The following is a 22,018-nucleotide window of genomic DNA, read 5'->3' as shown; positions in this document are numbered from 1 at the left end:
TTCATTGAGTATTATAAAACAGAAACTAAAAACGTTTTCAAACTGTACTGTAATAGAGAATAAAAACTTCTGAGCAGATTCTTAGTAAAGTCAAAATAAATGTGATAAATTAGTAGTGTAAAAATTTACTGAAACGTTTTCAAAAACTATATGAAACCTTTTTTAGTGAATTTAAAAATATTTGAAGGAGAGTTATCATTATGACTCAAGGGAAAATTACTGCATCTGCAGCAATGCTTAACGTATTGAAAACATGGGGCGTAGACACAATCTACGGTATCCCATCAGGAACACTCAGCTCATTGATGGACGCTTTGGCTGAAGACAAAGATATCCGCTTCTTACAAGTTCGCCACGAAGAAACAGGTGCTCTTGCAGCGGTTATGCAAGCTAAATTCGGCGGCTCAATCGGGGTTGCAGTTGGTTCAGGTGGTCCAGGTGCGACTCACTTGATTAACGGTGTTTACGATGCAGCTATGGATAACACTCCATTCCTAGCAATCCTTGGATCACGTCCAGTTAACGAACTCAACATGGATGCTTTCCAAGAATTGAACCAAAACCCAATGTACAACGGTATCGCTGTATATAACAAACGTGTAGCTTACGCTGAGCAATTGCCAAAAGTTATTGACGAAGCTTGCCGTGCTGCAGTTTCTAAAAAAGGTCCAGCTGTTGTTGAAATCCCAGTAAACTTCGGTTTCCAAGAAATCGATGAAAACTCATACTATGGATCAGGTTCATACGAGCGTTCATTCATCGCTCCTGCTTTGAACGAAGTTGAAATCGATAAAGCTGTTGAAATCTTGAACAATGCTGAACGTCCTGTTATCTATGCTGGTTACGGTGGTGTTAAAGCTGGTGAAGTGATTACTGAATTGTCACGTAAAATCAAAGCACCAATCATCACAACTGGTAAAAACTTTGAAGCTTTCGAATGGAACTATGAAGGTTTGACAGGTTCTGCTTACCGTGTTGGTTGGAAACCAGCCAACGAAGTGGTCTTTGAAGCAGACACAGTTCTTTTCCTTGGTTCAAACTTCCCATTTGCTGAAGTTTACGAAGCATTCAAGAATACTGAAAAATTCATCCAAGTGGATATCGACCCTTACAAACTTGGTAAACGTCACGCCCTTGACGCTTCAATCCTTGGTGACGCAGGTCAAGCAGCTAAAGCTATCCTTGACAAAGTGAACCCAGTTGAATCTACTCCATGGTGGCGTGCAAACGTTAAGAACAACCAAAACTGGCGTGATTACATGAACAAAATCGAAGGTAAAACTGAGGGTGAATTGCAATTGTATCAAGTTTACAATGCAATCAACAAACATGCTGATCAAGACGCTATCTACTCAATCGACGTAGGTGACACTACTCAAACATCTACTCGTCACCTTCACATGACACCTAAGAACATGTGGCGTACATCTCCACTCTTTGCGACAATGGGTATTGCCCTTCCTGGTGGTATCGCTGCTAAGAAAGACAATCCAGATCGCCAAGTATGGAACATCATGGGTGACGGTGCATTCAACATGTGCTACCCAGACGTTATCACAAACGTTCAATACGACCTTCCAGTTATCAACGTTGTCTTCTCAAATGGTAAATATGCCTTCATCAAGGACAAATACGAAGACACAAACAAACACTTGTTTGGTTGTGACTTCCCTAATGCTGATTATGCGAAAATCGCTGAAGCGCAAGGTGCTGTAGGATTTACAGTTGACCGTATCGAAGACATCGATGCAGTTGTTGCAGAAGCTGTTAAATTGAACAAAGAAGGTAAAATTGTTGTAATCGATGCTCGCATCACTCCACACCGTCCACTTCCAGTAGAAGTACTTGAATTGGATCCAAAACTTCACTCAGAAGAAGCAATTAAAGCCTTCAAAGAAAAATACGAAGCAGAAGAACTCGTACCATTCCGTCTCTTCTTGGAAGAAGAAGGTTTGCAATCACGCGCAATTAAATAATTTCTCTCGTCGAAAATCAAAGATAAATTTATAGACTTCTTTATTAGATTACTGCCGACGATTCCATCATTGAAACCATAAATTTCAATGATGGAATCTAGTGTGGAGCCTAGAAAAAGTCCCAAAGGATTTTTCGTAGTTTGATGAGCAAAGATTTGCCATCAAACTTGGTTTAACCTTGTTTATTCTTTGATTTTCATAGAGAGAAACTTGAAAAGATCGGAGCAATCCGGTCTTTTTCTGGAGGATAGTAAATGGATTTAAATCAATTAGATATTATCGTTTCAGATGTTCCCCAAGTCTGTGCTGACTTGGAGTATATCTTGGATAAAAAGGCAGATTATGCTGATGACAGTTTTGCTCAATTTACGATTGGCAGTCACTGTCTGATGTTGTCCCAAAATCATTTGATTCCTTTGAACAATTTTCAGTCAGGAATTATTCTTCACATTGAGGTTGAGGATGTAGACCAGAATTACCAACGGTTGAAAGAGCTTGGTGTCGAGATTTTACACGGTATTTGTGAAACGGATTGGGGGACAGAGTCCTTATTAGTTAAAGGCCCTGCTGGTCTAGTGGTTGATTTTTATCGTATGAAATAAGGGGCTTAGTCATTGACGTTAACCATAGCTATTTTTACAACAGAAATTGCGAATATGAACCATTGAAAGATCGGAGCCATCCGGTCTTTTTTAGGTAAACCTAATAGTAACTTCTGAGCTTGACTATCGTGAGGTAACGAATTAAAACAGTCTCGTGATAGACCGTTTTAAGTATGACGCTGGACATAAGAATCATCAGAGGAAGGAATAGCGAGATTGTGTCTCTACGAATAGAAATGTGACAGTACGGCATGTATAGTAGATAAGGGGATTTGAAATTAGTTTATACTAGATTGAAAATTATTAAAATGTAGAACTTTTCTAATTTTCAGACTTTTTGTCGAATTATCATCTTAATAGGTATATAATGTATTTAAAGAAATCAAAGAATAAAGAGGTGGTAATATGAAATTATCACGATATGTCTTAAGGTATGATACTGAAGATGGTAGTGTATATTTTAATACCAAAAATAATCATTCATTTTTGATTACGAATGAATTGAAGAAGAATATACAAGAAAATAAAACAACGGGAAGTGAATATATTGCCTATTTGGAAGAGAATAGATATTTACGTGAAGACAATGAGGTAAACAAATATTTAAAACAGATAGAAGATAGGAATAATGAGATACTAGAGTTTACAATTCTTACTCATGGAGATTGTAATTTTCGATGTAAGTATTGTTATGAACACTTTAAAAATATTGGAATGTCTATTGAAACAGAAAATGCTATTTTGAAATTTGCTGAAGAAAAATTGAGTAATTCTCAATATCATTTCCTAAGGATAGCATGGTTTGGTGGAGAACCTCTGTTAGGCTATAAAACAATTCAACGGCTTTCACTAAAATTTTTGAAAATTTGTGAGCGATTTGGAATAACGTATTCAGCAAGTATTACTACTAATGGATTTTTGTTAACATCTTCCAAATTTGAAAAATTAGTAAGAGAGTATGATGTTACTAATTTTCAGATTACTATTGATGGTGATGGAGAGAGTCATGATTCTCAACGTGTGTTAAAAAATCAAAAAGGTTCCTATGCGCGAATTTTAGATAATCTTCATAAAATGAAGGATAGTGATTTAGATTTTATTTGTACGTTAAGATTCAATATATCGAAGGAAAATTATGACCATATGGAGTCATTTCTATTAAATGATGGTCGTTACTTTAAAAATGATGATAGATTTTTTCTTCTATATCATAATATCGGTAACTGGGGACAAGGAGATCGTTCTAAAGACGACTGTGTTACAGTATTTAAAAATGATATGAGTTTTGGTATTTCTAAGAAAGCAGTTGATTTGGGGTACCATCTATCTTTGCCAAGCATTGTGGTTCACAATTCCTTTTCTTGTTATGCCAATCGTTTAAATCACTATATGTTTAACGTTAGAGGTATTGTACAAGCATGTACAGTTGCTTTGTACGATAATCAAAATGTTTTTGGAAATATCAATACTGGATTGATTAACAAAGATAAAATGAAAGGATGGTTTCTGTCTGTTAGAGAAGATTGTAAAACATGTCCCTTTGTTTTAGTTTGTAAATCAGGATTTTGTCCAATGGCTAAGCATATTACGAAATTAAGCTCTTCTGTGACTTGTAAGAATATGCAAGAGAAAATTCGTAAAAATCTAGCACTTTATGCTATTTCTGGATGCTATGAAGATATTTTAGATGTGGACTAGAGAGGGGTAAGCAAAAATGTCTATTAAGAAAAACAAAAAGGTTGTAAAAAACTGAAGCTGTAAGCAATAATTGTAATATTTGTAAAATTTATATAATAAAAATGGAGAGAAGTGCTAGCATCTCTCTTTTTCTAGGAGGGCATTATGAATAAAATATTTCACTATCTGGATAAGAAAACGAAGTTTTATACTATCATCGGTGCACTGGCAAATGGAGGTTTGGCTCTTGCTCAACCCTTAGTCGTATCACAAGCCTTGTCCTTAAATCAAGGGGAACTGACTTATTCTAAAATCATACAGTTTGCTGTTTTTGGCTTTACAGTATACTTTGTCTTGTATAGCTTAATGCTCTTTTGTAATCATACACATAATGTTTTTCGGCGTGAAATTCAAATGAATATGAGGGCAGATTTATTTGACAAGCTGATGACAAAAAAAGATTTTAGCGAAGATGAAAAAATCACTATGCTCACACAAGATATGGAGTATTTGGGGGATAATTACTTAGAAAAATATATCAATATCATTTGCTGGAGCTTTGTAGCATTACTAACAGCGATTTATATTATTTCGCAAAATTTGTTGTTAGGTAGTATTTTTGTCTGTTTCACTATTTTACGTCCTATTCCTCAGTTCTTGATGAATAAAAGACTCAAATATACTGGTGATGACATGGCGCAAAGCAGAGTAGAAGTTCATAATCAAGTATCTGATAGTATCCGAGGAGCACACACTCTACTCATGAACCAAGCAATTTCTGAAAATCAGAACAGATTTTGGAAGATTAATCGAAATTATCAACTAGCCATTCAAAAATTTTGCTTTACCCATAATATTATTTTCTTTTGCAACGGTTTCATGGTTTTTTTAAGTCAAGTTTTACCACTTGTTTTAGGTTTTTACTTTGCTATGGCTGGGCAGAAAGTGTCAGTGGCAAGTCTTGTTGCCATGTACATCGCAGCAGGTCAGCTAGTGAGCCCTATTCAGACTATTATGTATGATGCTGTAGATATACAAGGGGCAAAAACGACAGCAGATAAGATTTTTGGAGTATTAGAAATTGGAGATGTAAAACAGATAGATAAAAAAGATGCGCAAGAATTGAATGCTCTGCACATTAAAAATTTAAGTAAAACCTATGGTGACAGACAACTTTTTACTCATCTAAATTTGGATGTTCAAGCAGGTCAGAAAGTTTTAATCAAAGGACCGAGTGGTTGTGGTAAGTCAACCTTGTTTCGACTCATTACTGGAGAAGAAATAGCAGATGAGGGAGAAATTATCGGTGTGACAACTGTTAATGAATGTACATCAAGTTTTGTATCCAGTATAGGAATTATTAGCCAACATCCATTTCTCTTTAACGATACAGTGCGTTATAATTTGACATTAGGACAAGAATTTTCTGATGAAGAGTTGCTTGCTGTTTTGAAACAAGTCAAACTAGATTTTGAATTGACGGGTGGGATGGATTTTATTATCAAAAATAACGGGGAGAATATTTCTGGAGGACAAAGAGTAAGGATTGAATTGGCACGTTTTCTTCTTCGTAAAAAAAATCTGTTATTGGCTGATGAAGTGACCGCAGCCCTAGACAAAGAAAACGCCTTCATGGTACATGAGCTACTATTTTCTCTTCCTGTTATGATGTTAGAAATTGCCCATCATATTGATGATGAAAGTAGATATCAACAAGTTGTAGATTTAGGAAAATATTGATTCTGGCTTAAAAGTTAGTTTTATCAGAAAATAAAGTAAATATTTCAGCAATAAAACACCTAGTATCAAGATTTTTTAATACATAATAATATGCGTTTTTCTGATTATATATACTTTTCCTAACTTCACTCTTCTTTACTTATCACAAGATTGTGATAGTTTACATTTTTATAACAAAACTCTCAAACTCTTGCTTGTTTTTGCGTCATATTATAAAATAAAAAGCATAAAAGAATAAAAGAGGTTTTGAAAATGTCCGAAAAACAAATGAAAGTGTTGGGCTGGGTAGCGATTTTCATGTCTGTTATGATGTATGTGTCTTACTTCCCACAAATCATGAATAATCTTGCCGGTCAAAAAGGCAACTTCATTCAACCCCTAGTCGCAGCTATCAACTGTAGTCTCTGGGTTTACTATGGTCTTTTCAAAAAGGAAAGAGATATTCCACTTGCAGCTGCCAATGCACCGGGTATCGTTTTTGGTCTAGTAACGGCTATTACGGCATTGATTTAAAAAGAAGACTGATTTCAGTCTTTTTTTTCGTATATATAAGCAAGCTCAGCCCCATCATTACCCAGATAGTTTCAAACATTTTATTTTCTTTTTAGTATAATAGAAGTAATAAATCAAGTGAGGTAAAGTGATGACAGAAAGACTACAATTTCCAGATGGTTTCCTCTGGGGCGGTGCTACGGCTGCTAATCAATGTGAAGGTGCTTATAATTTAGACGGTCGTGGATTGGCGAATGTGGATGTCGTCCCCATCGGTCCAGACCGTGAAGCCATTATCACAGGTCAGAAAAAGATGTTTTCGTTTGAGGAGGGTTATTTTTACCCAGCCAAAGAAGCCATTGATATGTACCATTATTACAAGGAAGATATTGCTCTTTTTGCGGAAATGGGCTTTAAGACTTATCGTCTATCCATTGCTTGGACTCGGATTTTTCCTAAGGGTGACGAATCGGAGCCAAATGAAGCTGGTCTAGCCTTTTATGAGGATTTGTTTAAGGAATGTCACAAGTATGGAATCCAACCTCTAGTGACTATCACGCATTTCGACTGTCCTATGCACTTGATTGAAAAATACGGTGGTTGGCGCAATCGTCGCATGTTAGACTTCTATGAAAAACTTTGTCGCACACTCTTTACCCGCTATAAGGGTTTGGTCAAATATTGGCTTACCTTCAACGAAATCAACATGATTCTCCATGCACCCTTTATGGGAGCTGGGCTCTGTTCTGAAGAAGGAGAAAATCAAGAACAGGTTAAATATCAGGCTGCTCACCATGAGTTGGTAGCTTCAGCTCTTGCAACAAAGCTTGCCCACGAAATTGACCCAGAAAACAAGGTCGGATGTATGTTGGCAGCAGGGCAATACTATCCCAACACAGCCCATCCGAGAGACTACTGGGCTGCTATGGAGGAAGATCGCAAGAGTTACTTCTTCATTGATGTTCAAGCGCGTGGGGAATACCCAAACTATGCCAAGAAGCAGTGGGAGCGTGAGGGAATTGAGATTCAAATGACGTTAGATGATCTGGACTTGTTGAAGAATTACACTGTTGACTTTGTTTCCTTCTCTTACTATGCAAGTCGAGTGGCCTCAGGGGATCCAGAAGTTAAAGAATTAACTGCTGGAAATGTTTTTGCCTCTCTCAAAAATCCTTATCTAGAATCTTCAGAATGGGGATGGCAGATTGACCCACTTGGTCTTCGCATCACCCTCAATGCCATCTGGGATCGTTACCAAAAGCCTATGTTCATTGTAGAAAATGGTCTCGGTGCTATGGATACACCGGATGAGAATGGTTATGTAGCAGATGACTATCGGATTGCTTACTTAGAGGCTCATATCAAGGCTATGCGAGATGCCATTTACCACGATGGTGTTGATTTGCTTGGTTATACGACTTGGGGCTGTATCGATCTGGTTTCAGCTGGAACAGGCGAAATGAATAAGCGCTATGGCTTTATCTATGTAGATCGAGATAATGCAGGAAATGGGACTCTCAAACGTAGCAAGAAGAAGTCCTTCTATTGGTACAAGGATGTCATTGCCAGCAATGGTGCAAGCATTGAGTAGAGCACATTTGTTCACTATTTTTATAAAATCTTCTCCCTACTTTATAATATGTGAAAAAGAGTTCAATTAGATGGAGCTTTTTGCTATAATGAGGGAGAAAAATCAGATAGGAGATTGACATGTCAGAACCATTATTTTTACAATCAGTTATGCAAGAAAAAATCTGGGGTGGTACCAAGCTACGTGATGAGTTTGGTTATGACATCCCAAGTGAAAAAATCGGAGAATATTGGGCCATCTCAGCCCATCCAAATGGCGTCTCTAAAGTTGCCAATGGTCGCTTTGAAGGAACAGATCTAGCTACTTTGTATGCAAAACACCGTGAATTGTTTGGTAATCGTCCAGAGTCTGTATTTCCACTTTTGACTAAGATTCTGGATGCCAACGACTGGCTCAGCGTCCAAGTTCACCCAGATGATGCCTATGGACTCGAGCATGAAGGCGAACTCGGAAAAACAGAATGCTGGTACATCATCGCTGCGGATGAAGGTTCAGAGATTATCTACGGGCATAATGCCAAATCAAAAGAAGAACTCCGCCAGCAAATCGAAGCGAAAGACTGGGATGGTCTGTTGACCAAAGTACCAGTTAAAGCTGGAGATTTCTTCTATGTACCAAGCGGCACCATGCATGCTATCGGGGCAGGTATTTTAATCCTTGAAACACAACAATCTAGTGACACAACCTACCGTGTCTATGACTTTGAGCGTAAGGATGATAATGGTAAATTGCGTGAACTTCACCTTGAAAAATCCATTGATGTATTGAACATTGGTGAGCCTGCAAATAGCCGTCCTGTAACTGTTAAAGCAGATGATTTGCGTTCCACTCTCCTTGTATCCAATGATTTCTTTGCAGTTTACAAGTGGGAAATTACTGGAAAAGTTGACTTCGAAAAGACAGCTGACTACAGCTTGTTGAGTGTCTTGGCTGGTCAAGGTCAGTTAACTGTTGACGGGAAAAACTATCCAATCCAAAAAGGCAGCCACTTTATCCTACCAAGTGATGTTGAAGCTTGGACTCTGGAAGGGCAAGATTTAGAATTAATTGTTAGTCATCCATAAAAAAGAAAGGGCCTGAGTTCATACTCAAGTCCTTTTTGATTACATAAATTGGGCGGTGAAGACCACGATGATGATGATTGGAATGATGAAACGAAGAAGGAAGAGCCAGACTTGGAACAGTCCCTGTTTCCATGCTGTTTCATCGAGATGGAGTTCCTCCATTGCAAGAGCCTTTTTAAAGATATAGCCTGTAAAAAGTGAAAGGCAGAGAGCTCCAAATGGCATGAGGAGATTGGAAACCAAGAAATCCATAGCGTCAAAGAAGGTCTTCCCAAAAATGTGAACATCCGCCATGACACCGTAAGAAAGGGCTGAAGGGATTCCAAAGACAAAGGTCAAAATTCCTAAAATAACACTCCACTTAGCACGCTTGCTGTTGTCCTGATTGGTGATATTACCCACATTGATTTCTAGCATGACGACTGAAGAAGTGACTGTCGCAAAGAGGAAGAGCAAGAGGAAGAGGATGTAGAAAATGGTTCCAAAAGGCATCTTGTCAAAGAGTTGAGGCAAGACGATAAAGAGCAGGCTCGGTCCCCCTTCAGACTGGATATTGAAGGCTGACATAGCAGGAAAAATGGCTAGACCTGCCATGATGGACACCGAGATGTTCATTGCTACGATAGAAATTCCTGACTGGACTAGATTGGTTTTCTTATCCAAATAAGAAGCATAGGTCAGCATAGCTGTAACCCCTAGTGAGAGGGCAAAGAAAGATTGTCCCAGAGCATAGAGGAGACCAGCACTTGTCAGCTTAGAGAAGTCTGGTTTGAGGAAGTAAAGAACCCCTTCCATGGCATTTGGCAAACTGAGAGAGCGCCCGATGATGACAACAAAGATGATAAAGAGCAGAGGCATCATAACTTTAGATGCTCTTTCAATCCCTTTTTGAACCCCACGTGATACAATAAAGATATTCAATAAGATAAAGACCGCTTGTGCCCCTAGGGCAATGGCTGGATTTGAAATGATGGAAGTAAATAACTGAGCATAATCCCCCGTTCCACCAATTTGGAACAATTTTCCAAACTCAATGCCTAGATAAACCAGAATCCATCCCCCAATAACACTGTAGAAAGATAAGAGGATAAAGAGGGCAAAGGCACCAATCCAACCGATAAAGTTGTACTTACTATTCTTGCCTAGTTTTCCAAAGGTTTTGATAGCTGAGACACCAGCACTTCGACCGAGAGCAAATTCAGCCAGCAGTAGGGGGAAACCGATTAGAATAGTGGAAATGAGAAAGACTAGTAAAAATCCTCCTCCACCGTTAGCAGCAGTCATGTAGGGGAATTTCCAAACGGCTCCAAGTCCGATGGCTGAACCAGCAGATGCTAGGATAAAGCCCAGTTTAGAACCCCATTGCGATTTTTCAGACATAGTTAAACTCCTAAAATTAGTGTTACAAAAGAAAAAGCTACTGCCCTTGACAAATAGCCTCATCAGTACTCAAAGTGAGCCTTTCTTTTGATTGATAGACTTGACTATCCTATCATGTTTTCTAAGGTCTGTCAAGAAAACCATTTTCATGTTATGATAAAGTAAAAAATTTCGCAAAAACGCTTGACTCTGACCTAAGGGGAGGGGTTATACTATCAATGTAAGGAGGAAATCATGTACCATATAAAAGAAGCTGCGCAGCTTTCGGGTGTCTCTGTCAAGACCCTACACCACTACGATAAGATAGGACTTTTGGTTCCTTTAAAGTCGGAAAACGGCTATCGAACCTACAGTCAGGAGGATTTGGAACGCCTTCAGGTCATTCTTTACTATAAATATCTAGGCTTTTCTTTAGAAAAAATAGCAGAGCTATTAAAGGAAGAAAGGACAGATTTATTGCCTCATTTGACTAGGCAGTTGGACTATTTGACTCGAGAAAGGGAACATCTGGATACCTTGATTTCAACCTTGCAAAAAACCATTCAAGAACAAAAAGGAGAAAGAGAAATGAGCATTCAAGAGAAATTTGCTGGATTTAACTACCAAGACCATCAAAAATACCACCAAGAGGCGGTAGAGAAATATGGACAAGAAGTCATGGACCAAGCGCTGGAGCGCCAGAAAGGTCACGAAGACGAGGCTACGGCTGCCTTCAATCAAGTTTTTCAAGCTTTGGCACAAAATCTTCAAGCTGGTCTACCTGTAACAGCAACCGAAAATCAAGAAGAAGCTGCTAAACTCTTGCAAGCTATTCGTACTTATGGATTTGACTGCTCTATTGAGGTATTCGGTTATATCGGTAAAGGCTACGTCTACAACCCAGAGTTTAAGGAAAATATTGACAAATTTGGACCTGGAACAGCCCAGTACACATCAGATGTGATTGCCCAATATGTCCAAACTCAGACAAAATAAAATCGGAGGAGTGATCTTCCGATTTTTACTAAATTCAAGCACTACTTGCTTAATAATTTTTCTACTACATTTAGTTTTCGCATGGTCAAATCTACATTAAAAAGCTTTTCAAGATAGTTGGTATGGAGTTTCTTTTGTTTAGCAGTTCTAGGGAGATAGAGGTAAAGACAATGGTTACCGATACAAATTTCTTCTTCACCGTAATCAATTTTCAATTTTTCTAAAGGGAGACTTTGAATAGATTCTTGATAAAAAATCACGTGTATACGGTCATAAAGATAGTGTTCTCCAAACGGGTTTTCTTGGACAATTTTTTTAAAATCACTTTTGTTCTTGATTACCATTTTTAAGTCAGCACCAATATTTTCATTTATTAGAGTATGGACACGTTCTCGTATTTTTTCTAAATCTAAGTCACTTTCAAGAATGATATTCCCACTTTGAATATAGGTTCGAACTTGTTGAAAACCAGCTTCTGTCAAGATATCTACTAGATAAGACATTTTAGGGATAGCATTTTTTCCATTAGGAGTAACTCCCCTTAACAAGATAATATGTTCCAAAGGACTTCCTTTCTTTTGGGGCTGATTTAGCCATTGAATAATTTAGATTTAGATTGGGTTTGATCCCGCCACCCAACCAGTACAGAGGGCAGAAGTGATGTTAAACCCACCCGTGTGGGCATTGATATCCAGTACCTCGCCAGCAAAGTGGAGTCCAGGTACCAGCTTACTTTCTAGAGTTTTGGGATTGATTTCCTTGAGACTGACGCCCCCTTTGGTAACAAAGGACTTAGCAAGGGACATTTTACCAGTTACAGGAATTTTAAGTCCCTTGATAGACTGGACAAGTTGTTCGCGTTCCTTTTCAGTCAGTTGTTTGACTTTGTCAGGATAGCCTGGCACAAAAAATTCTGCCAAGCGTTCTGGAAGTAAAGTTTTTAAGGCATTTTTTAGAGATTTTTCCCGATTTTCTTCTAGAAATACTACCAAGCCCTTCTCAGATAGTTGAGGCAAAACATCGAGTGAGAGAACCTCTCCGCCCTTGACAAAGCTGGACATACGCAGGGCAGCAGGGCCAGACAAACCAAAGTGGGTAAAGAGCAGATCGTGAGTGATGACATGTTTACCATAACTTAGGGTCACATCATCCAATGAAATTCCCTGCAAGGCCTTGTGTGGAAAATCTGTCAATAAAGGACTTTCAGCAGCCTCAAGCTCGGTAATGGTGTGTTTAAAATGACGGGCAATCTCGTGACCAAAACCAGTCGAACCAGTAGAAGGATAGGATTTCCCACCAGTTGTGACAATGAGTTTCTCACAAGTAAAGCTTTGGTCTGCGGACTTAAGGACAAACTGGTCGCCGATTTTTTTAACCGAAACAATTTCTGTTTGAGTAGCAACTTGACCACCTAGCTCAGTGATTTTCTTTTCCAAAGCCTCGATTATAGTTCGCGATTTGTCGCTGGCCGGAAAGACGCGTCCGTGGTCTTCGACCTTGAGTTTGACCCCATTTTCAGTAAAAAAGTTGATGATATCATGGTTATCAAATTGGGAGAAGACACTGTAAAGAAAGCGCCCATTTCCAGGGATTCCAGCTAGTAGGTCATCTAGAGTTCCGTTGTTGGTTACATTGCAACGTCCCCCACCAGTCCCAGCTAATTTTTTTCCAAGTTTCCGATTTTTTTCGATGAGGAGGGTTTTCTGTCCATAAAAGCTACTGGAAATCGTAGCCATCATGCCAGCAGGACCTCCACCGATGACAATAGTATCAAAATGTTTCATAGCTCTATTGTACCACAAAAAAACAAGAGATGATGGTCACCTCTTGTCAAGAATGCAATTAATCAATTTCATATCCCATCAGCAAACCACCATCTTCTGCATAAAAACTGCAGAGACCAGATGTTGGGAGAATTTTAATATCCGCCTGTGGGAAGGTTTCACGGATTCGCTCTGAAAGCTGTTGGCAACATTTCTCGTTATTGCGTTGAGCCATGACAATACGACCACCAGCATATCCCGCTTTCACTAACTCTTCATATGCTGCCTGAATCGATTTCTTTGGTCCTCTTGCTTTTTGTAGCAATTCGAGAGTTCCAGTTTCACTAGCTTCCCCGACCATACGGATATTGAGAAGGCCAACGACCGTACCGATAAGTTTACTCAAACGGCCGTTCTTCACCAAGTTATCGACTTTAGCTAGGACAAAGAGCAACTTGGTTTTTTCTTGATAGGCAGTGATAGCTTCAACCACTTCTTCAAAAGATAAGCCCTGGTCAATCAAATCATTTAATTTTTCTACGAGCAAGTCAACTTCCCCGCCAGCAGACAAACTATCAATTACATGAATCTTAGTGTCAGGATGGTCTTCTAGATAAATATTCTTGGCTAGTTGAGCACTATTGTGACTGCCAGAAAGAGTACCAGTGATGGTTACTAGAAAAATGTTTTTGGCACCTTCAAATGCTCGCAAATAATCATCTGGGCTTGGACAAGCTGATTTTGAAGCTTCTGCGGTTGCATACATGGTTCCCATCATTTGGTCAATGTCAAGACTGGCATCATCAACAAAGACCTGATCAGCTACTTGAATGGTTAAGGGAACACTCACAAAGGTCGTGTCAATAGCTGGTGTTGCCAGCTGACGATAATCACAGCCAGAGTCAGCGATAATCTTCCAAGTCATAGAAATTCTCCATCTTTGTCAGTTATACATTGACAAAGGTTCTGTCTTTTTTTACAATTATATCATGAAAGCCCTTGAAACAAAAGCCTCATCCGTCTGTTGTGACAAGTAGAAAGAAAATGTTATGTCTGAACGTAGAATCTCTGAAAAGTCTCTTGAAAATCTCAGAAAATCAAACCAAGAATCCAATTTATTAACCAGAGAAGCCATTGAAACAGCCCTCTTACAACTCTTGGAAAAAAAGGACTTGACCAAGATTAGTATTTCTGAATTGGTCAAACGTGCAGGCGTTTCTCGTGCGGCCTTTTATCGCAATTATGATTCCAAAGAGGAGATTTTAGAAAGTGTCTTTAAACGAACTGTCCACAATATTATGGAACAGTTGCATCATTATGATTTAAAGACAGACCTTTATCTGGTCTGGGTTCACCTTTTCCGAGAAGCAAGAAAGGAAGCCAGAGTGATTCAACTGGCCTTAGATTACCATCTGGAAAAAATCTTTGTCCAAGCCATGCTGGAGTTTCTGGAAAAATACCATGGAAAATCAAAAGGTGTCAGTTCTTATCTTCATTCCTTCTGGAGCTCGGCCATCGTCTCTGTCCTTCTAAAATGGATCAAGGATGGCATGAAGGTACCAGCTGAAAAGATAGCGGATTTACGGTTACCATTTTTTAAAAAATAGAGAAAAAGGAGAAAAGAGATGACTGAAAAAAGACTGGCCTGGGATGAGTATTTTGCAGCCCAAGCCTTACTAATTGCTAATCGTTCCACTTGTAAACGTGCCAAAGTAGGCGCGATTCTGGTAAAAGATAATAAGGTTATTTCCACTGGTTACAATGGTTCGGTGTCAGGGACTGAGCATTGTATTGACCACGAATGTCTGGTCATTGAAGGCCACTGTGTTCGCACTCTTCACGCTGAGGTTAATGCTATTCTCCAAGGTGCAGAACGTGGTGTTCCTAAAGGCTTTACAGCCTATGTAACCCATTTTCCTTGTCTCAACTGTACCAAACAATTGCTTCAGGTCGGCTGCAAGCGCGTGGTTTATATCAACCAGTATCGAATGGATGACTATGCCCAATACCTTTATCAAGAAAAAGGGACAGAATTGACCCATCTACCACTTGAGACAGTACAGGCAGCTCTTAAAGAGGCAGATTTAATGTAAAAATTATCAAAAATAAATGGTTTAGAAAGATTTTTAAACCGTTTTTTGGTATAATAAGAAGAATAAATTGAAAGAAGGAATTCCAAAAATGGGAAAAATTGAAGTTATTAATCATCCACTGATTCAACACAAATTGTCAATCTTGCGTCGTACAGATACTTCTACAAAAGCTTTCCGTGAGCTAGTAGATGAGATTGCAATGTTGATGGGGTATGAAGTACTTCGTGATCTTCCACTAGAAGATGTGGAAATCGAAACACCAATCACAAAAACAGTTCAAAAACAATTGGCAGGTAAGAAATTGGCTATCGTTCCAATCTTGCGTGCAGGTATCGGGATGGTTGATGGTCTCTTGAGCTTGGTTCCAGCTGCTAAAGTTGGTCACATCGGTATGTACCGTGATGAAGAAACGCTTCAACCAGTTGAGTACTTGGTGAAATTGCCTGAGGATATTGACCAACGTCAAATTTTTGTAGTAGACCCAATGTTGGCAACAGGTGGATCAGCAATCTTAGCTGTTGACTCGCTTAAAAAACGTGGCGCATCAAATATCAAATTTGTCTGCCTTGTATCTGCACCAGAAGGTGTAAAAGCTCTTCAAGAAGCTCATCCAGATGTAGAAATCTTTACAGCAGCCTTGGATGAACGCTTGAACGAACACGGTTATATCGTTCCAGGTCTTGGAGATGCTGGGGACCGCTTGTTCGGTACGAAATAAAATCGAAAAGAAGAATGAATTGGAAAAGAATTTCCAGTCGTGAAAGGAGGTTGAATTTTTGTTTCTGTCTAATGAAAACAGAGCAAAAATTTGACCTTTTTTGACCTAGATATTATAATAGTCTTATCTTCAGTCATTTGACCAACAAAATTAAAACTCAAAAGGAGAATTGAATGATTCCTGTAGTTATTGAACAAACAAGCCGTGGAGAACGTTCCTACGATATTTACTCACGTCTTCTTAAAGACCGCATCATTATGCTGACAGGTCCAGTTGAAGACAATATGGCTAACTCTGTTATTGCCCAATTGCTTTTCTTGGATGCCCAAGATAGTACAAAAGATATTTACCTTTATGTCAATACACCTGGTGGTTCTGTTTCAGCTGGTTTGGCAATCGTTGATACTATGAACTTTATCAAGGCAGATGTCCAAACTATCGTTATGGGAATGGCTGCATCTATGGGAACAGTCATCGCGTCAAGTGGAGCAAAAGGCAAACGTTTCATGCTTCCAAATGCAGAGTATATGATCCACCAACCAATGGGTGGTACAGGTGGTGGTACTCAACAAACCGATATGGCGATTGCTGCAGAACACTTGCTCAAAACTCGTAACATCTTGGAAAAAATCTTGGCTGAAAATTCAGGTCAGTCAATCGAAAAAGTCCATGCAGATGCAGAACGTGATAACTGGATGAGTGCCCAAGAAACACTTGAATATGGCTTCATTGATGAAATCATGGCCAACAATTCATTGAACTAATAATCAAAGAAGGCAAACTCGACTGGGTTTGCTTTTTTTGGTATAATAGGGAGAGATTTCTTAGAAAGAGGATTTATCATGTTTGAAAAAGTCAATCGATCTGGCTTGATTATCTATCTTTACTATAATCGTGATGCCAAAAAACTGCAGGATTATGGAGATATTACCTATCATTCCAAGAAACATCGTTACTTACAGCTTTATGTTCCAACTCAAGAAGTGGAGCAATTGGTCGGGCGCTTGAGCAAGGAAAAATTTATAAAAAAAGTCAGAGTTTGTCATATCCAAGAGCTGGAAACACCCTTTGTGGGCAATCTTTATCGAGAGGAAAACGTTATCATTGAAAAAGTTAAAGAAAAGTGTTGACAATTTTCTGATAATTCGGTATATTCTTAACATGCTATTTATTTAAGAAATAAGGAGACAAAAAAGATGAAGAAAAAATTTGCCCTATCGTTTGTGGCGCTTGCAAGTGTAGCACTTCTTGCAGCCTGTGGAGAAGTGAAGTCTGGAGCGTCAAACGCTGCTGGTAACTCAGTAGATGAAAAGACAATCAAAATTGGATTTAACTTTGAAGAAACTGGTGCTGTAGCAGCCTACGGTACATCTGAACAAAAAGGTGCCCAATTGGCCGTTGATGAAATCAATGCAGCAGGTGGTATCGATGGAAAACAAATCGAAGTAGTCGATAAAGATAACAAGTCTGAAACAGCAGAGGCTGCTTCAGTAACAACTAACCTTGTAACCCAATCTAAAGTATCAGCAATCGTAGGACCTGCGACATCTGGTGCAACTGCAGCTGCTGTAGCGAACGCTACAAAAGCAGGTGTTCCATTGATTTCGCCAAGTGCGACTCAAGATGGATTGACTAAAGGTCAAGATTACCTCTTTATCGGAACTTTCCAAGATAGCTTCCAAGGAAAAATTATCTCAAACTATGTTTCTGAAAAATTAAATGCTAAGAAAGTTGTTCTTTACACTGACAATGCCAGTGACTATGCTAAAGGTATTGCCAAAGCCTTCCGTGAAGCTTACAAAGGTGAAATCGTTGCAGATGAAACTTTCGTAGCAGGTGATACAGACTTCCAAGCAGCCCTTACAAAAATGAAAGGGAAAGACTTTGATGCCATCGTTGTTCCTGGTTACTACACTGAAGCTGGTAAAATTGTAAACCAAGCGCGTGGTATGGGAATTGACAAGCCAATCGTTGGTGGTGATGGATTCAACGGTGAAGAGTTTGTACAACAAGCAACTCCTGAAAAAGCATCAAACATCTACTTTATCTCAGGCTTCTCAACTACTGTAGAAGTTTCAGCTAAAGCAAAAGCCTTCCTTGACGCTTACCGTGCTAAGTACAATGAAGAGCCTTCAACATTTGCAGCCTTGGCTTATGATTCAGTTCACCTTGTAGCAAACGCAGCAAAAGGTGCTAAAAACTCAGGTGAGATTAAGGACAACCTTGCTAAAACAAAAGATTTTGAAGGTGTAACTGGTCAAACAAGCTTCGATGCGGACCACAACACAGTTAAAACTGCTTACATGATGACCATGAACAATGGTAAGGTTGAAGCAGCAGAAGTTGTAAAACCATAATAGAAAAATGTTGAAATAGGGAATGAGCCTCGGACTCACTCCCTGTTTCGATGTTTAATACTCTTTGAAAATCAAATTCAAACTGCGTCAACGTCGCCTTGCCGTACTCAAGTACAGCCTGCGGCTAGTTTCCTAGTTTGCTCTTTGATTTTCATTGAGTATAAGAACCTATCAAAAAGTGAGGGAGAACCCTCGAAATTATATATAGAAAGAGTGAATCTTATGCTCCAACAACTAGTAAATGGTTTGATTCTAGGTAGTGTTTATGCGCTATTAGCCCTAGGATATACCATGGTTTACGGAATTATCAAGCTCATCAACTTCGCCCACGGTGATATTTATATGATGGGAGCCTTTATTGGTTATTTCTTGATTAATTCTTTCCAAATGAATTTCTTTGTAGCGCTTATCGTAGCGATGCTAGCTACAGCTGTCCTTGGTGTCGTGATTGAGTTTCTTGCTTATCGACCTTTGCGCCACTCTACTCGTATTGCTGTTTTGATCACAGCTATTGGGGTTTCCTTCCTATTGGAGTATGGAATGGTCTATCTGGTTGGTGCCAATACCCGTGCCTTCCCTCAAGCGATTCAAACAGTTCGCTATGATTTGGGACCAATTAGCTTAACAAATGTGCAGTTAATGATTTTGGCCATTTCCTTGATTTTGATGATTTTGTTACAAGTCATTGTTCAAAAGACAAAGATGGGGAAAGCCATGCGTGCAGTATCCGTAGATAGCGATGCAGCGCAATTGATGGGGATCAATGTAAACCGTACTATCAGCTTTACCTTTGCTTTGGGTTCTGCTCTTGCGGGTGCAGCTGGTGTTCTGATTGCCCTCTATTATAACTCTCTTGAGCCTTTGATGGGGGTTACTCCAGGTCTTAAATCTTTCGTTGCCGCAGTACTTGGTGGTATCGGAATTATTCCTGGTGCGGCTCTTGGTGGTTTTGTGATTGGTCTATTGGAAACCTTTGCGACAGCCTTTGGAATGTCAGACTTCCGTGATGCCATTGTTTATGGAATCCTGTTGTTGATCTTGATTGTCCGCCCAGCTGGTATCCTTGGTAAAAATGTGAAAGAGAAGGTGTAAACGATGAAAGAAAATTTAAAAGTTAATATTCTATGGTTACTCCTTTTGTTAGCTGGCTATGGCTTGATTAGTGTATTGGTTTCAGTTGGAGTACTCAATCTATTCTATGTACAGATTTTACAACAAATCGGAATTAATATTATTCTGGCTGTTGGTCTCAACTTAATCGTTGGTTTTTCAGGACAATTTTCACTTGGTCATGCTGGTTTCATGGCGATTGGTGCCTATGCAGCAGCTATTATTGGTTCTAAATCACCAACCTACGGTGCCTTCTTTGGAGCTATGATTGTAGGGGCTTTACTTTCAGGGGCAGTTGCCTTGCTTGTCGGAATTCCAACCTTACGCTTGAAGGGGGACTATCTTGCGGTAGCGACTCTTGGTGTTTCTGAAATTATCCGTATCTTTATCATCAATGGTGGAAGCCTTACAAATGGTGCAGCAGGTATCTTGGGAATTCCTAACTTTACAACTTGGCAAATGGTTTACTTCTTTGTCGTGATCACAACCATTGCAACATTGAACTTCTTGCGTAGTCCAATTGGTCGTTCAACCCTCTCCGTTCGTGAGGATGAAATTGCTGCTGAGTCAGTTGGGGTTAATACGACTAAAATTAAAATTATCGCTTTTGTCTTTGGTGCTATTACTGCAAGTATTGCAGGGTCACTTCAGGCAGGATTTATCGGTTCAGTTGTACCGAAAGATTACACCTTCATCAACTCAATCAACGTTTTGATTATTGTTGTCTTTGGTGGACTTGGTTCCATTACAGGTGCCATCGTTTCAGCTATTGTTTTGGGAATTTTGAATATGCTTCTCCAAGATGTTGCTAGTGTGCGTATGATTATTTACGCTTTGGCCTTGGTATTGGTAATGATTTTCAGACCAGGTGGACTCCTTGGAACATGGGAATTGAGTCTATCACGTTTCTTTAAAAAATCTAAGAAGGAGGAACAAAACTAATGGCATTACTTGAAGTAAAACAGTTAACCAAACATTTTGGCGGTCTAACAGCTGTTGGAGATGTGACTCTTGAATTGAACGAAGGGGAACTGGTTGGACTAATCGGTCCAAACGGAGCTGGGAAAACCACTCTTTTCAACCTCTTGACGGGTGTTTATGAACCAAGCGAGGGAACAGTGACCCTAGATGGTCACCTTTTAAATGGGAAGTCACCTTATAAGATTGCTTCTTTGGGACTTGGACGTACTTTTCAAAATATCCGTCTTTTTAAAGATTTAACCGTTTTGGACAATGTTTTGATTGCCTTTGGCAACCATCACAAACAACATGTTTTTGCTAGTTTCTTACGCCTACCAGCTTTTTACAAGAGTGAAAAAGAATTAAAGGCTAAGGCTTTGGAATTGCTTAAAATCTTTGATTTAGATGGTGATGCAGAAACGCTTGCTAAAAATCTTGCCTACGGACAACAACGTCGTTTGGAAATTGTTCGTGCCCTCGCTACGGAACCTAAAATTCTCTTCTTAGATGAACCAGCAGCAGGTATGAACCCACAGGAAACAGCTGAATTGACTGAGTTAATTCGTCGTATCAAAGATGAATTTAAGATTACGATCATGCTGATTGAACACGATATGAATCTGGTCATGGAAGTAACAGAACGTATCTACGTACTTGAATATGGTCGTTTGATTGCTCAGGGAACTCCAGACGAAATTAAGACCAATAAACGCGTTATCGAAGCTTATTTAGGAGGTGAAGCCTAATGTCTATGTTAAAAGTTGATAATCTTTCTGTACATTACGGTATGATCCAAGCAGTCCGTGATGTAAGCTTTGAAGTGAATGAAGGAGAAGTTGTTTCCCTTATCGGTGCCAATGGTGCAGGTAAGACAACCATTCTCCGTACCTTGTCTGGTTTGGTTAGACCGAGTTCAGGAAAGATTGAGTTTTTAGGTCAAGAAATCCAAAAAATGCCGGCTCAGAAAATCGTGGCAGGTGGTCTTTCGCAAGTTCCAGAAGGACGCCACGTCTTTCCTGGCTTGACTGTTATGGAAAATCTTGAAATGGGAGCTTTCTTAAAGAAAAATCGTGAAGAAAATCAAGCTAACTTGAAGAAGGTCTTTTCACGCTTCCCACGTCTTGAAGAACGCAAGAACCAGGACGCAGCCACTCTTTCAGGAGGAGAACAACAAATGCTTGCCATGGGACGCGCTCTTATGTCAACACCAAAACTTCTTCTTTTAGATGAACCATCAATGGGACTTGCCCCAATCTTTATCCAAGAGATTTTTGATATCATTCAAGATATCCAGAAGCAAGGGACAACTGTCCTCTTGATTGAACAAAATGCCAATAAAGCACTCGCAATCTCTGACCGAGGCTATGTACTGGAAACAGGGAAAATCGTCCTATCAGGAACAGGAAAAGAACTCGCCTCATCAGAAGAAGTCAGAAAAGCATATCTAGGTGGCTAAAACAATCCAGTGGATTGTTTTAGCCGGCAGATGAAGATTGCGAAGTAATCATCATTATAGTCCG

Annotated in this window: 22 protein-coding genes; 18 read left to right on the top strand and 4 right to left on the bottom strand. The window is 39.3% G+C overall.

Annotated features, from left to right (window positions below; translation table 11 throughout):
* The first annotated feature begins 200 nt into the window (after positions 1-200).
* From spxB to manA, 7 genes are all read left to right on the top strand, one after another.
* The gene (spxB, locus tag SK608_RS06915; RefSeq protein ID WP_033677605.1) at positions 201-1,976 is read left to right on the top strand and encodes a pyruvate oxidase; all 1,776 of its coding nucleotides are present in this window, start codon (positions 201-203) and stop codon (positions 1,974-1,976) included.
* A gap of 254 nt (positions 1,977-2,230) precedes the next feature.
* Positions 2,231-2,578 (top strand): VOC family protein, encoded by a 348-nt coding sequence (locus SK608_RS06910; protein ID WP_033677602.1) that lies wholly within the window; start codon positions 2,231-2,233, stop codon positions 2,576-2,578.
* Positions 2,579-2,983: 405 nt separating this feature from the next.
* On the top strand, positions 2,984-4,276 hold the full coding sequence (locus SK608_RS06905) for a radical SAM protein (RefSeq protein WP_033677600.1): 1,293 nt from the start codon (positions 2,984-2,986) through the stop codon (positions 4,274-4,276).
* A 144-nt stretch (positions 4,277-4,420) separates the two neighbouring features.
* Positions 4,421-5,995 carry an ATP-binding cassette domain-containing protein gene (locus SK608_RS06900; protein ID WP_033677597.1) on the top strand — a complete coding sequence of 525 codons (1,575 nt, stop codon included), beginning with the start codon at positions 4,421-4,423 and terminating at the stop codon, positions 5,993-5,995.
* A gap of 252 nt (positions 5,996-6,247) precedes the next feature.
* Positions 6,248-6,508 (top strand): SemiSWEET family transporter, encoded by a 261-nt coding sequence (locus SK608_RS06895; RefSeq protein WP_033677595.1) that lies wholly within the window; start codon positions 6,248-6,250, stop codon positions 6,506-6,508.
* 130 nt (positions 6,509-6,638) lie between these two features.
* Entirely contained in the window at positions 6,639-8,078 is a 1,440-nt protein-coding gene (locus tag SK608_RS06890; RefSeq protein ID WP_033677593.1) for a 6-phospho-beta-glucosidase, read from the top strand.
* 119 nt (positions 8,079-8,197) lie between these two features.
* Positions 8,198-9,142, top strand: a complete 945-nt coding sequence (gene manA, locus SK608_RS06885) for a mannose-6-phosphate isomerase, class I (RefSeq protein ID WP_033677591.1) — start codon at positions 8,198-8,200, stop codon at positions 9,140-9,142.
* Positions 9,143-9,181: 39 nt separating this feature from the next.
* Here the strand turns inward: manA and SK608_RS06880 are convergent, their stop codons facing one another.
* The gene (locus SK608_RS06880; RefSeq protein WP_033677589.1) at positions 9,182-10,522 is read right to left on the bottom strand and encodes a sodium-dependent transporter; all 1,341 of its coding nucleotides are present in this window, start codon (positions 10,520-10,522) and stop codon (positions 9,182-9,184) included.
* 234 nt (positions 10,523-10,756) lie between these two features.
* Here SK608_RS06880 and SK608_RS06875 point away from each other — a divergent pair, with 234 nt between their 5' ends.
* Positions 10,757-11,497 carry a MerR family transcriptional regulator gene (locus SK608_RS06875; RefSeq protein ID WP_033677587.1) on the top strand — a complete coding sequence of 247 codons (741 nt, stop codon included), beginning with the start codon at positions 10,757-10,759 and terminating at the stop codon, positions 11,495-11,497.
* A gap of 41 nt (positions 11,498-11,538) precedes the next feature.
* Here SK608_RS06875 and SK608_RS06870 read toward each other — a convergent pair whose 3' ends face one another.
* From SK608_RS06870 to SK608_RS06860, 3 genes are read right to left on the bottom strand one after another with little or no spacing between them, the layout of a single operon-like run.
* On the bottom strand, positions 11,539-12,060 hold the full coding sequence (locus tag SK608_RS06870) for a DUF1697 domain-containing protein (RefSeq protein ID WP_000400051.1): 522 nt from the start codon (positions 12,058-12,060) through the stop codon (positions 11,539-11,541).
* A gap of 48 nt (positions 12,061-12,108) precedes the next feature.
* On the bottom strand, positions 12,109-13,281 hold the full coding sequence (gene aao, locus SK608_RS06865) for an aminoacetone oxidase (protein WP_033677811.1): 1,173 nt from the start codon (positions 13,279-13,281) through the stop codon (positions 12,109-12,111).
* Positions 13,282-13,339: 58 nt separating this feature from the next.
* Complete coding sequence (locus tag SK608_RS06860) at positions 13,340-14,185, bottom strand: DegV family protein (protein WP_033677585.1); 846 nt, start codon at positions 14,183-14,185, stop codon at positions 13,340-13,342.
* A 124-nt stretch (positions 14,186-14,309) separates the two neighbouring features.
* Here SK608_RS06860 and SK608_RS06855 point away from each other — a divergent pair, with 124 nt between their 5' ends.
* The 10 genes from SK608_RS06855 to SK608_RS06810 all read left to right on the top strand — a co-directional run bounded on the left by SK608_RS06855 (position 14,310) and on the right by SK608_RS06810 (position 21,954).
* Positions 14,310-14,867, top strand: coding sequence for a TetR/AcrR family transcriptional regulator (locus SK608_RS06855; protein ID WP_033677582.1), 558 nt, complete (start codon positions 14,310-14,312; stop codon positions 14,865-14,867).
* An 18-nt stretch (positions 14,868-14,885) separates the two neighbouring features.
* Positions 14,886-15,353, top strand: a complete 468-nt coding sequence (locus SK608_RS06850) for a deoxycytidylate deaminase (protein WP_000136973.1) — start codon at positions 14,886-14,888, stop codon at positions 15,351-15,353.
* A gap of 88 nt (positions 15,354-15,441) precedes the next feature.
* Positions 15,442-16,071 carry a uracil phosphoribosyltransferase gene (gene upp / locus SK608_RS06845; protein WP_000515974.1) on the top strand — a complete coding sequence of 210 codons (630 nt, stop codon included), beginning with the start codon at positions 15,442-15,444 and terminating at the stop codon, positions 16,069-16,071.
* Between the two features lie 173 nt (positions 16,072-16,244).
* Positions 16,245-16,835 (top strand): ATP-dependent Clp protease proteolytic subunit ClpP, encoded by a 591-nt coding sequence (clpP, locus tag SK608_RS06840; RefSeq protein WP_000613471.1) that lies wholly within the window; start codon positions 16,245-16,247, stop codon positions 16,833-16,835.
* A 78-nt stretch (positions 16,836-16,913) separates the two neighbouring features.
* Positions 16,914-17,201 (top strand): YlbG family protein, encoded by a 288-nt coding sequence (locus tag SK608_RS06835; RefSeq protein WP_033677580.1) that lies wholly within the window; start codon positions 16,914-16,916, stop codon positions 17,199-17,201.
* A gap of 66 nt (positions 17,202-17,267) precedes the next feature.
* On the top strand, positions 17,268-18,428 hold the full coding sequence (locus tag SK608_RS06830) for an ABC transporter substrate-binding protein (RefSeq protein WP_033677577.1): 1,161 nt from the start codon (positions 17,268-17,270) through the stop codon (positions 18,426-18,428).
* Between the two features lie 222 nt (positions 18,429-18,650).
* Positions 18,651-19,520, top strand: coding sequence for a branched-chain amino acid ABC transporter permease (locus SK608_RS06825; RefSeq protein ID WP_033677574.1), 870 nt, complete (start codon positions 18,651-18,653; stop codon positions 19,518-19,520).
* A 3-nt stretch (positions 19,521-19,523) separates the two neighbouring features.
* Entirely contained in the window at positions 19,524-20,480 is a 957-nt protein-coding gene (locus SK608_RS06820) for a branched-chain amino acid ABC transporter permease (protein WP_033677572.1), read from the top strand.
* Positions 20,480-21,244: an ABC transporter ATP-binding protein gene (locus SK608_RS06815; protein ID WP_001185997.1), complete on the top strand. Its 765-nt coding sequence runs from the start codon at positions 20,480-20,482 to the stop codon at positions 21,242-21,244. The genes SK608_RS06820 and SK608_RS06815 overlap by 1 nt, the downstream gene beginning before the upstream one ends.
* Positions 21,244-21,954 carry an ABC transporter ATP-binding protein gene (locus SK608_RS06810; RefSeq protein WP_000062200.1) on the top strand — a complete coding sequence of 237 codons (711 nt, stop codon included), beginning with the start codon at positions 21,244-21,246 and terminating at the stop codon, positions 21,952-21,954. The genes SK608_RS06815 and SK608_RS06810 overlap by 1 nt, the downstream gene beginning before the upstream one ends.
* Positions 21,955-22,018 lie beyond the last annotated feature (64 nt).

This window comes from Streptococcus mitis subsp. hohhotensis (assembly GCF_000722775.1).
Lineage (GTDB): Bacteria > Bacillota > Bacilli > Lactobacillales > Streptococcaceae > Streptococcus > Streptococcus carlssonii.
This window is presented reverse-complemented; position numbering and strand designations above follow the sequence as displayed.

Bases quoted from the DNA above. Each gene is read 5' to 3' on its own strand.
- SK608_RS06875 (WP_033677587.1), top strand. From the start codon at position 10,757: ATGTACCATATAAAAGAAGCTGCGCAGCTTTCGGGTGTCTCTGTCAAG.
- SK608_RS06830 (WP_033677577.1), top strand. From the start codon at position 17,268: ATGAAGAAAAAATTTGCCCTATCGTTTGTGGCGCTTGCAAGTGTAGCA.
- spxB (WP_033677605.1), top strand. From the start codon at position 201: ATGACTCAAGGGAAAATTACTGCATCTGCAGCAATGCTTAACGTATTG.
- SK608_RS06825 (WP_033677574.1), top strand. From the start codon at position 18,651: ATGCTCCAACAACTAGTAAATGGTTTGATTCTAGGTAGTGTTTATGCG.
- aao (WP_033677811.1), bottom strand. From the start codon at position 13,281: ATGAAACATTTTGATACTATTGTCATCGGTGGAGGTCCTGCTGGCATG.
- SK608_RS06900 (WP_033677597.1), top strand. From the start codon at position 4,421: ATGAATAAAATATTTCACTATCTGGATAAGAAAACGAAGTTTTATACT.
- SK608_RS06910 (WP_033677602.1), top strand. From the start codon at position 2,231: ATGGATTTAAATCAATTAGATATTATCGTTTCAGATGTTCCCCAAGTC.
- SK608_RS06880 (WP_033677589.1), bottom strand. From the start codon at position 10,522: ATGTCTGAAAAATCGCAATGGGGTTCTAAACTGGGCTTTATCCTAGCA.
- SK608_RS06850 (WP_000136973.1), top strand. From the start codon at position 14,886: ATGACTGAAAAAAGACTGGCCTGGGATGAGTATTTTGCAGCCCAAGCC.
- SK608_RS06895 (WP_033677595.1), top strand. From the start codon at position 6,248: ATGTCCGAAAAACAAATGAAAGTGTTGGGCTGGGTAGCGATTTTCATG.
- SK608_RS06815 (WP_001185997.1), top strand. From the start codon at position 20,480: ATGGCATTACTTGAAGTAAAACAGTTAACCAAACATTTTGGCGGTCTA.
- SK608_RS06905 (WP_033677600.1), top strand. From the start codon at position 2,984: ATGAAATTATCACGATATGTCTTAAGGTATGATACTGAAGATGGTAGT.
- SK608_RS06835 (WP_033677580.1), top strand. From the start codon at position 16,914: ATGTTTGAAAAAGTCAATCGATCTGGCTTGATTATCTATCTTTACTAT.
- SK608_RS06820 (WP_033677572.1), top strand. From the start codon at position 19,524: ATGAAAGAAAATTTAAAAGTTAATATTCTATGGTTACTCCTTTTGTTA.
- SK608_RS06810 (WP_000062200.1), top strand. From the start codon at position 21,244: ATGTCTATGTTAAAAGTTGATAATCTTTCTGTACATTACGGTATGATC.
- SK608_RS06860 (WP_033677585.1), bottom strand. From the start codon at position 14,185: ATGACTTGGAAGATTATCGCTGACTCTGGCTGTGATTATCGTCAGCTG.
- manA (WP_033677591.1), top strand. From the start codon at position 8,198: ATGTCAGAACCATTATTTTTACAATCAGTTATGCAAGAAAAAATCTGG.
- upp (WP_000515974.1), top strand. From the start codon at position 15,442: ATGGGAAAAATTGAAGTTATTAATCATCCACTGATTCAACACAAATTG.
- SK608_RS06890 (WP_033677593.1), top strand. From the start codon at position 6,639: ATGACAGAAAGACTACAATTTCCAGATGGTTTCCTCTGGGGCGGTGCT.
- SK608_RS06855 (WP_033677582.1), top strand. From the start codon at position 14,310: ATGTCTGAACGTAGAATCTCTGAAAAGTCTCTTGAAAATCTCAGAAAA.
- clpP (WP_000613471.1), top strand. From the start codon at position 16,245: ATGATTCCTGTAGTTATTGAACAAACAAGCCGTGGAGAACGTTCCTAC.